This window comes from Brevibacterium sp., assembly GCF_022712115.1.
GTDB classification, from domain to species: Bacteria; Actinomycetota; Actinomycetes; order Actinomycetales; family Brevibacteriaceae; genus Brevibacterium; species Brevibacterium salitolerans.
In genome coordinates this window covers 1-8,719 of sequence record NZ_JALAHB010000162.1, presented here as the reverse complement: position 1 = coordinate 8,719, position 8,719 = coordinate 1, and the positions used below count along the sequence as shown (strand labels likewise).

Below are 8,719 nucleotides of genomic sequence, written 5' to 3'. Positions count from 1 at the left end.
TCCGGGGCTCCTCCGCGGTTTCTCCTGCCCGCCCCCCCCGCGGGGCGGCTGTCACTGGCTCGTTCGCGGCCGCCGCTCCGTCTCCGTCTGCAGCCGTGCGCTGCGGTATCCGTCATTCACCTGCGCTGGTGTCTCACTCTCCGTCGAAATCTCTCCGGATTGTCGATGCAGAGTGAGACATCGGCGAGGCGTGCGAGGTGCGCGCGATGCGCGGCACCACGCCCCCACCCTCACACCAGCTCGTACTCCTCGAGCACCTCAGTCACGAGGGCGGCGATCGCGGAGCGCTCCGAGCGCATGAGGGTCACGTGTGCGAAGAGCGGGTGGCCCTTGAGCCTGTCGACCACCGCGGTGACGCCGTCATGGCGCCCCACCCGCAGGTTGTCCCGCTGCGCCACGTCATGGGTGAGCACCACCCGGGAGTTCGTGCCCAGCCGGGAGAGCACCGTCAGCAGCACCGCGCGCTCCAGTGACTGCGCCTCGTCGACGATGACGAAGGAGTCGTGCAGCGAACGGCCGCGGATGTGGGTGAGCGGCAGCACCTCGAGGATGCCCCGGTGCAGCACCTCGTCGATGACGTTCTGGCTCACCAGCGCACCCAGGGTGTCGAACACGGCCTCAGCCCACGGGTTCATCTTCTCGCCCTCGCTGCCGGGCAGGTAGCCGAGGTTCTGCCCGCCCACCGCGTACAGCGGCCGGAAGACCTTGATGGACGAGTGCGTCCGGTCCTCGAGCACCGCCTGCAGTCCGGCCATGAGCGCCAGCGCGGACTTCCCCGTCCCCGCGCGGCCGCCCAGGCTCACGATCCCCACGGATTCGTCGCTGAGGATGTCGATCGCCACGCGCTGCTCCGCGGACCTCCCCTGCACGCCGAAGACGTTCTGGTCCCCGCGCACCAGCTTGATCGCACCCGGGTTCGTGAGCCGCCCCAGCGCGGAGCCGCGCGGGCTGGAGAGCACCAGACCGGTGCCCACGACCTCGCCGTCCGCCCTGTCCGTGTGCAGCCGGCCCGTCTCGAACAGCCGGCCCATCTCCTCCTCGCTCAGATCCAGCGCCGCCATGCCCGTGTACTCGGCGTTCGCGGTCTGCTCGTTGCGGTACTCCTGCGCCGCGAGCCCCAGGGACGCCGCCTTCACCCGCATCGGCACGTCCTTGGTGACGACCACGACGGAGTCGCCCTCCGCCTGCAGGTTCCGCGCCACCGCGATGATGCGCGTGTCGTTCTCGCTGCGATCGAAGGCGAGGGGCAGCGCCGAGGCGTCGATGTGGTTCAGCTCGACCCGCACCGTGCCGCCGTCCTCCCCCACCGGAACCGGCGCGTCCAGCCGGCCGTGCGCCTCCCGCAGCTCGTCGAGCAGCCCCAGCGCACGGCGCGCCGTGAAGCCCAGCTCCGGATGGTGCCGCTTGCCCTCCAGCTCGGAGACCACCACCAGCGGGATCACCACCTCGTGCTCGGCGAACCTGAACATCGCCCGGGGGTCCGCGAGGAGGACCGAGGTGTCGAGAACGTACGTGACGGATGTGCTCACAGGGAGCTCCCTTTGCGTCATCGGATCGGAGCCGCACCGCGCGGCCGCGTGCGCCCCGTCTTCGACTCAGGCGCTGCCCACCGCCGCGGTGTGGGCCCGAGCCGGCTTCCTGCCGACGCTCCTCACGCTAGCGCCGGAGCACCCCGTGTCCGCAGAGACCGGGGAGTGCGTCGCATGACGATTGCGTGAAGAGCCGGTGTCCCGTCCATGTCTCCATCCGCATCGAGAATCCCGGCAGATTCCGATGCAGACTGAGACACCGGCGGGAAGCGCAGGAAGCGAGAGCCTACTTCCCGTAGCGCCGGCCCCTCTCCGCGTAGTCGCGCAGCGCACGCAGGAAGTCCGTGCGGCGGAAGGCCGGCCAGTAGACCTCGCAGAAGTAGAACTCCGTGTAGGCGCTCTGCCAGATGAGGAACCCGGAGAGCCGCTGCTCCCCGGAGGAGCGGATGATGAGGTCCGGGTCCGGCTGGCCCTTGGTGTACAGGTGCTCGGAGATGCCCTGCTCCGTCACGCTCTCGATCGCCTCGGACAGGCTCATGCCGGCGGCCTCGCCCTCCCGCAGCAGCTCACGCACGGCCGTCACGATCTCCTGCCGGCCGCCGTAGCCGGCTGCGATGTTCACCCGGATCCGCGCGGGCTCCCGCCCGTTCTCGCGACCCGCGGAGGAGCGCGCGGCCGCCGTGAGCCTCTCCCGCAGCCCTTCCGGCAGCAGGCCCAGATCGCCCACCAGACGCACCTCGCAGCCGTCGCGGCCGGCGATGTCGTCCACGAGGTCCCCGATGATCGCGCCCAGCACGGAGACCTCCTCCTCGCTGCGCTGCAGATTCTCCTTGGAGAGGACGTAGAGGGTGACGACCTCGATGCCGAGCTCGTCGCACCAGTCGATGAACTGGAGGATCCGCTGCGCCCCGGCACGATGCCCGTCCGCGGTGGTCTGACCGAACTCCTTGGCCCACCGCCGGTTGCCGTCCGTGATGACGCCCACGTGACGGGGCAGACGCCCGGTGGGCTCCAGCCCCGCTGCGATCCGCCTGTTGTAGAGACGGTAGAGCCATCTCGGGGGCTGGGGCTGCATGCGGCGGTCTCCTGGGAAGTGCGTGAGGCGAAGGCCGGGCGTTCTGCCGAGGCCGTACTCAGGCCCTCACTCTACTATCAGAGGATGGACCTCCTCACCGATCACCACACGGCGCCGGGCACCGCACCGGGCATGAGCCCGCCCACCTCGACCGCCGCGCCGCCCGCCCCGGGACGCGGCTCCCACCGGCGTGCGGCCCTCCGCAAGGAGCTCTCCAAGCTGGCGGGGCAGATCCGGCCCAGCTGGCGCGGCTGGATCCACGCCGCGGCGTTCCCCCTCGCCGTCCTCGGCGGGCTCGCCCTCGTCATCGTGTCCCCCACCATTCCCTCGCGCCTGGCCGCCGCGGTCTTCGCGGTGACCGGGATGCTGCTGTTCGGCACCTCCGCCGTGTACCACACAGGGCGGTGGCGGACGCGGATCAAGCTGCTGCTGAGGCGCTTCGACCACGCGAACATCTTCCTCGTCATCGCGGGCACCTACTCACCGCTGGCGGTGCTGTGCCTGCCGCCCCGCTCTGCGATCACCCTGCTGGCCGTCATGTGGACGGGCGCCCTGCTGGGCGTGGGCTTCCGGCTCCTGTGGACGACGGCACCGCGCTGGCTGTTCGTGCCGGTGTACGTGGCGATCGGCCTCGCCGGGGTGGGCTACGTGCCGGGCATCTGGACGGAGAGCCTCCCCGTGGGGATCCTCGTGGTCACCGGCGGCGCGCTCTACATCGCAGGGGCCGTGGTCTACGGCATCAAGCGGCCTGATCCCGCTCCGCGCGTGTTCGGCTACCACGAGATCTTCCACACCTTCACGGTGCTGGGCTACGGCTGCCACCTCGCGGCACTCCTCGTCGCGGCCTCGCATCACTACTGAGGCCGGTCCTGCCTCGAGCGCGGTGCGCGTTCCGCAGGCTCAGAACGCGCACCGGCGGGTCAACCGTCCCGGTGCGGTTCGGGCATCGGCCCGGTGAGGGGCCCGCGCCCGAGGCCGGCGCACCGCACAGCAGCACCCCGCCTCCCCTGTCACACAGGGAGGCGGGGTGCGTCCGTCAGCGGCGTGCGAGCGGCCTCAGCGGTGTTCGGCGGCCGTCCCCGCTGCGTCGTCCTCCGGGGACTGCGCGGGCTCTGCCGTCTGTGCGGGCCCGGCCGTCTGCGCCGGCGCGGCGTGCTCCTGCGCCCTGCGCATCTCCCGCTCCACGGGGATGGGATGTCTGCGCACCACGCCCTCCCGTGCGCGCATCGCACGCTGCCGCCTGAGCAGGCTCCGCGCGAGCAGCACGACCGCCACGGCCAGGAGGAACGTCACGACGAAGCCGATGGTGCCGGGGGTCACGAGCTCCGCATCGGGGTAGGCGCCCTCACCGGGCGGGGCGGACTCCCCCGGCGCCGGGGACTGCGCGGCGAGGGTCACCGGGCCCGAGGCCCACATACCCGTCAGCGCGTGCGCCACGGACGCGGCGCTCATCCTGCGACCTCCTGCCGCACCATGAGGAGATCGGCGGGGACCCGTTCGCCGGAGTCGTAGAGCACGTCCGCGAACAGGTCGCTCTCGACGAAGTCCTCGTGCGGCAGGGGCTCACGGCCGGTGAGGTCGAGGGCCAGCTCGAACTCCTCGTAGGGCCAGTACTTCTTGGCCGCTTCCCGATGCCCCGCGAAGAAGCCGCCGTTGGGGTCTATCTGGGTGGCGTGGGACAGCAGCGCACGGTCCCGCACGTCGATGAACTCACCGCACGGAACGCTCGTGGACAGCCAGGTGTGGCGCTCCCGATCGCGTTCCGCGAACCAGTCGAGTCTCTCCGCGAACGGCGACTCGAGGCCGTCGGCCAGCATCCGCTCGTGGATCGCGAGGAACTTCCGCCCGGAGAGGTCCTGGTTGTAGTAGACCTTCTGCACCTGCCAGGGCTCTCCCAGCTCCGGGTTGGCGTCCGGATCGGCCGCGCGCTCCACCGCGAGCATCGTCACGATGTGCGCCTTGATGTGGTCCGGGTGCGGATAGCCGCCCAGCTCGTCGTATGTCGTCACGACCTGGGGGCGCAGGCGCCGGATGAGCTCCACGAGGGGACGCGCGGCCACGTCGTCCGGCACGCGGTAGAAGACGCCCTTGGGAAGCAGTTCGTCGAAGTCGCCGTCCGGCAGGCCGGAGTCCACGTAGCCCACCCAGGCGTGGTCCACACCCAGCACCCGTGCGGCCGCGGCCATCTCCTCCCTGCGGAGGCCCGCGATGTCGCGGATGGCCGCCGGGGATCCCTCCAGTGCGGGGTTGAGGATGTCGCCGGCCTCGCCGCCCGTCATCGTCGCGACCGTGACCTGCGCACCGAACGCCGCGTACTTGGCTGTCGTGGCAGCGCCCTTCGACGATTCGTCGTCCGGGTGCGCGTGCACGGCGAGCAGTCGCAGTCCGGCGTAGGGGCCGGGCTGTCTTGCTTCCCGCTTGTGCATGAGTCCTCCGTCGTGCAGTTCCTGCGCGCGGGGTGCGCACAGGCCCCTACAGGGTAGTCGGTGTGCGGCGCGACCGCACCTCAGCGGAGCTTCAGGAACCGCCCGGCGGACCCGGCCCGGCGGACCCCGGCGGGAGGGCGGGGACGAGCGGGCCCGAGGCCGGTGCGGCGCGCGCTCCGGCGTCTGCGAGAATGGGGGCGTGACCGCACAGGCTGACCTCTCGTCCCGCTACGGCAAGCGCACGCCCGCACGCCCGCCGGCCGCTCCCGGCGAGCGGGGACGCAGACCGCTGAAGCGCTCGGCCGCCTTCGCCGTCGTCGCCGCTCTCCTCGTGGCCTGCGGGGTGACCGCATGGTTCGCGTTCGCCCCCACGGGCACCCCCCAGGGCACCAAGAACATCAGCTATGACGTCGTCGACTCCACCCTCACCCTCGCGACGGTCTCCGTGGTGCCGGACGAGGAGCGAGACATCGTCTGCGGCGTCCAGGCGGTGAGCGAGCGCGATGCCGTGGTGGGCTACGTGGAGATGGAGGTGCCTGCGGATCCGCAGGCCGACACCACCCGGCCGGTGACCCTCCACGCGGAGATCGCCACCACCCAGCTGGCCTCCAGCGGCCACCTCGACACGTGCTGGTACGCGGACGATCCGCCGCAGTGAGGACGACCCTCTGAGCGGATGCGCCCGGGTCCGGTGCGGGGCCCACACGGCACCGCAGCCGCAGCGGCGCCCGCACTGCCGGAACAGGTCGCATTGCGCTCGTCGCTCAGGACATGCACAGGGACTCCGGTTGAGATGACGCTCACTCCCCGATAGGATCCGGTCTCAGGAACGATCCCGGATGGCAGACGTTGCCTCCGGGATCCTTCACTGTAGGAACGCGGGCCGTGGGGCCTGCGAGTCCGGGCCCGCACTCCAGGCGGGCCTTTCGCACACTAGGAGGAGAAATGACGGAAGAAGTCACCGGAGAGGAGACCTGGCTGAGCCAGGAGGCCTTCGACCGGCTCTCGCAGGAGCTCGAGAATCTCTCCGTGCAGGGCCGTGCGGACATCGCCGAGAAGATCGATGCGGCGCGCGAGGAGGGCGACCTCAAGGAGAACGGCGGCTACCACGCCGCGCGTGAGGAGCAGGGCAAGATCGAGGCCCGCATCCGCCAGCTGGAGCACCTCCTCCGTCACGCCAAGGTCGGCGGAGCCAGCACGGACCTCAGTGCGGCCTCGCCGGGCACGGTCATCACCGCCAAGGTCGCCAGCAGGGAGATGCGCTTCCTGCTGGGGTCCCGGGAGATCGTCGGCACGGACTCGGAGATCGACGTCGTCTCCGAGGCCTCCCCGCTCGGTGCCGCCGTCAACGGCACCAAGGTGGGCGAGTCGACCTCCTACGAGGCGCCCAACGGCAAGTCCATCACCGTCACGGTGGAGAAGGTCGAGCCCTTCTCCTGAGCCGAGGGGCCGGCGGGAAGATCCTTCCCGCCGGCCCCTCGCCGTCTCTGCGCGCAGAGTCAGCCGCCCGAGGGCCGGCCGCCCCCACCGTCCGCCGGTGAGTCGCCGGGCGCCTCGCCCATGCCGCGCCCGGGGCCGCCTGCCGCGTCTCCGTCGCCGGCGGAGGCGGGGTCCGCGGCCTCACCCGTGCGCGCCTGTTCCGGGACGCGCGCGCCCACGGCCTCGGCCGCCTTCTCCGCAGCCTTCGCCGCAGCTCTGTCCGCCGTCGTCTCCGCGGAGGCGGCGGGGCCGGTGCCCGTCTCCGGGTCCTCGTCCAGTTCGACCACCTCGTCCCCGCGCCCCACGAAGCTCTTGACGACGGTGTTCGCCACCGCCACCGCCGGCACGGCGAAGACCATGCCCAGGATGCCGGCGAGGAAGCCGCCCGCGGCCACGGCGAGCACCACGGCCAGCGGGTGGACGGAGACCGCACGGCCCATGATGAGGGGCTGCAGCACGTTGGACTCGATCTGCTGCACCGCCAGGACGATCGCCAGCATGATGATCGCGGTGACGAAGCCGTCGGACACCAGAGCCACCAGGACGGCGATCACGCCGGTGAGGACGGCGCCCACGATGGGCACGAACGAGGCGATGAAGACCATGAGCGTCAGCGGGATCACCAGGGGCAGGCCCAGGATGAACGCGCCCAGGCCGATCCCGATCGCGTCGATCCCGGCGACGATGATCTGCACGCGCACGTACTGGACGAGGGTCTGCCAGCCGCGCAGCAGCGCCCCCTCCGTCTTGGCCCGCGCAGGTTCGGGGAGCAGCCGGATGCCCCACGAGAAGATCTGCCGCCCGTCCTTGATGAGGAAGAAGGCGGTGAAGAGGGTGAGGACGAGCGCGGTGAAGAAGCTGCCCACACTCATCACCGCGCCGGCCGCGCCGCCGGCCAGGTTGGAGGCGTTGTTCTCGAGGTAGTGGACGCCCTGGTCCACGGCCGCGTCGAGCTGCTCGGAGATGATCGAGGAGTCGAGCCCGAACGGATTGGAGTTCAGCCAGTCGGAGATCGTGAGGAAGCCCTTGACGACCTGGCCCCAGAGGTCCTGGAAGCCCACGACCATCTGCTGCCCCACGAGCGCAAGCAGACCGGCCACCAGCACGATGAAGCCCACGAACACCGTCGCGGCGGCCAGCGCCTTGGGCCAGCCCTTGCGGACCAGCACACCGTTGAGCGGGCTCAGGAGTGCCGCCAGCAGCAGAGCGATGAGCGCGGGCATGACCACGACGGAGACCTTGGACAGCAGCCAGCCGGCCACTCCGATCGCCGCGACCACCACGATCCCCCGCCAGCTCCACGCGGCGGCCAGCCTCATCGACGGGGAGACGTACGGCTCGTACGCCCCCCTGCCCAGCTCGTCCTCGGTGGGTTCCGAGAACTCCAACGGGCCCGCCGCGGGCGCCCCCAGCAGCGGACCTCCCTGCGGCTCCCCCCGGAAGCTCCTGAGTCCGCGCCATGCATTCTGCAGGCGCTGTGAAACGCCTGGTCTCTGCTCCTCTGCCATGCTCACAGACTAGTACGGCAGCGGACACTCTGCGGGGTGGAAGTCAGCGGGAACGCTGGGAATAGCCGCTTCCCCGCCATCACCGCCGACGGCGATAGGCTCTAGGCGGCACGGACGCGGAGTGGAGAGGAGACGGCATGCGACGCAGGGCCACGGCAGCCGTCGTCGCGCTCCTGGGCGTGCCGGTGGTGCTCGCCAGCGCCGGCACCGCACTGCTCAACGCGCAGGCCGCCCGCCTGCGGCGCGAGTTCGACGCCGCACGCGGCCCGGAGGGCGTCGCACAGGTCCACCGGAGCGTGGTCCGCAGCGATGCGGCCCGCGGCGTGCACGACGCCCACGGCGGGCCCGCGTCCCACCGGAGCGCACCCCCTGACCCGCACGGCACCGCCTCCCCCGAGGCCGCGCTCGCGGTGATCGGCGATTCCTGGGTCGCGGGCACGGGACCCGCGGACCCGCCCGCGCTCATGGCGCGCGGCCTCGCGGCCCTCACGGGTGCGGACGTGCGCCTGTCCGCCTGCGCCCGGCCGTCCGCCCGTGCCGACGAGGTGGCCGACCAGGTCGACCGGGTGCTCGCGGACCCGCACCAGGCACGGGCCGGCGAGCTCCGGATCGCCGTCGTCTCGATGGGCACCGGGGACGTCCTGCACCCCGTCACCGGTTCGATCTCGCTGGGCGTGCTCACCTCCGCGCTCACCCGGCTGC

8 protein-coding genes and 1 pseudogene are annotated in these 8,719 nt (G+C 71.6%); 4 read left to right on the top strand and 5 right to left on the bottom strand.

All coding sequences use genetic code 11. The features are described from left to right. Positions 1–230: 230 nt before the first annotated feature. On the bottom strand, positions 231–1,550 hold the full coding sequence (locus tag Q0A33_RS09155; RefSeq protein WP_291795326.1) for a PhoH family protein: 1,320 nt from the start codon (positions 1,548–1,550) through the stop codon (positions 231–233). A 265-nt stretch (positions 1,551–1,815) separates the two neighbouring features. Further along, positions 1,816–2,604 carry a polyprenyl diphosphate synthase gene (uppS, locus tag Q0A33_RS09150; protein WP_291795324.1) on the bottom strand — a complete coding sequence of 263 codons (789 nt, stop codon included), beginning with the start codon at positions 2,602–2,604 and terminating at the stop codon, positions 1,816–1,818. A gap of 84 nt (positions 2,605–2,688) precedes the next feature. Here uppS and Q0A33_RS09145 point away from each other — a divergent pair, with 84 nt between their 5' ends. Next, the gene (locus tag Q0A33_RS09145; RefSeq protein ID WP_291795321.1) at positions 2,689–3,465 is read left to right on the top strand and encodes a hemolysin III family protein; all 777 of its coding nucleotides are present in this window, start codon (positions 2,689–2,691) and stop codon (positions 3,463–3,465) included. 195 nt (positions 3,466–3,660) lie between these two features. Here the strand turns inward: Q0A33_RS09145 and Q0A33_RS09140 are convergent, their stop codons facing one another. Then, positions 3,661–4,056, bottom strand: coding sequence for a hypothetical protein (locus Q0A33_RS09140; RefSeq protein WP_291795319.1), 396 nt, complete (start codon positions 4,054–4,056; stop codon positions 3,661–3,663). Further along, a complete protein-coding gene (mca, locus tag Q0A33_RS09135; RefSeq protein ID WP_291795317.1) occupies positions 4,053–5,030 on the bottom strand; it encodes a mycothiol conjugate amidase Mca in 978 nt (325 codons plus the stop codon). The genes Q0A33_RS09140 and mca overlap by 4 nt, the downstream gene beginning before the upstream one ends. 199 nt (positions 5,031–5,229) lie before the next feature. Here mca and Q0A33_RS09130 point away from each other — a divergent pair, with 199 nt between their 5' ends. Continuing rightward, complete coding sequence (locus Q0A33_RS09130; RefSeq protein WP_291795315.1) at positions 5,230–5,688, top strand: DUF4307 domain-containing protein; 459 nt, start codon at positions 5,230–5,232, stop codon at positions 5,686–5,688. 287 nt (positions 5,689–5,975) lie between these two features. Beyond that, the gene (greA, locus tag Q0A33_RS09125; protein WP_291795313.1) at positions 5,976–6,470 is read left to right on the top strand and encodes a transcription elongation factor GreA; all 495 of its coding nucleotides are present in this window, start codon (positions 5,976–5,978) and stop codon (positions 6,468–6,470) included. Between the two features lie 59 nt (positions 6,471–6,529). On the opposite strand, the gene Q0A33_RS09120 is transcribed toward greA, so the two are convergent. After that, a complete protein-coding gene (locus Q0A33_RS09120; RefSeq protein ID WP_291795311.1) occupies positions 6,530–8,017 on the bottom strand; it encodes an AI-2E family transporter in 1,488 nt (495 codons plus the stop codon). 137 nt (positions 8,018–8,154) lie between these two features. On the opposite strand from Q0A33_RS09120, the pseudogene Q0A33_RS09115 reads away from it, so the two are divergent. Continuing rightward, positions 8,155–8,719, top strand: a pseudogene (locus Q0A33_RS09115) (hypothetical protein); the annotation flags it as partial.